The organism is Microbulbifer agarilyticus, from assembly GCF_019800665.1.
Classification (GTDB): domain Bacteria; phylum Pseudomonadota; class Gammaproteobacteria; order Pseudomonadales; family Cellvibrionaceae; genus Microbulbifer; species Microbulbifer agarilyticus_C.
The window spans coordinates 1-577 of sequence record NZ_JAHVKO010000022.1; the positions used below are offsets into that span (position 1 = coordinate 1).

Here is a 577-nt window from a genome sequence, read left to right on the forward strand (position 1 = left end):
TGAGTTGAGTATTGTTAGTACTCAACCTCGCCTTGCAGTGTATTACTACAAAATGTTTCACCTTGTTAAAGAACATCTGATGTAAAAATCAGAAAGCTAATCTCTCGAATCAAGCAACACACTCAATCCAAAAAACCAGTTTTCTGATTTCTGACATTGATAAAAGAAAGAAAGAGGAAGTAAATTTTCACGAGTTGGTATTTTTGGATCCCGTCGCATAGCCTGCTATGTAAGGGATTCAAAAGTGCCGAATCGTGGAAATTTGGTAGGCCTGGGCAGACTTGAACTGCCGACCTCACCCTTATCAGGGGTGCGCTCTAACCAGCTGAGCTACAGGCCTATAAACATCTCAGGAAATGGTGGAGCTAAGCGGGATCGAACCGCTGACCTCTTGGATGCAAACCAAGCGCTCTCCCAGCTGAGCTATAGCCCCAACTCGCTGAAGCCTTTCAAACATCAACGTCATCAGTCCGATCAAGCAATATGTGTGAGCACTTACGAAGTTAGGTCGACTTCGATTAAGGAGGTGATCCAGCCCCAGGTTCCCCTAGGGCTACCTTGTTACGACTTCACCCCA

At 45.6% G+C, this 577-nt stretch carries 2 tRNA genes and 1 rRNA gene; all 3 read right to left on the minus strand.

The annotated features are described in order from the left end of the window. Nucleotides 1-263: 263 nt before the first annotated feature. A tRNA-Ile gene (locus KUV22_RS17220) sits at nt 264-340 on the minus strand. A 17-nt stretch (nt 341-357) separates the two neighbouring features. Continuing rightward, a tRNA-Ala gene (locus tag KUV22_RS17225) sits at nt 358-433 on the minus strand. 86 nt (nt 434-519) lie between these two features. After that, nucleotides 520-577, minus strand: a 16S ribosomal RNA gene (locus tag KUV22_RS17230); the annotation flags it as partial.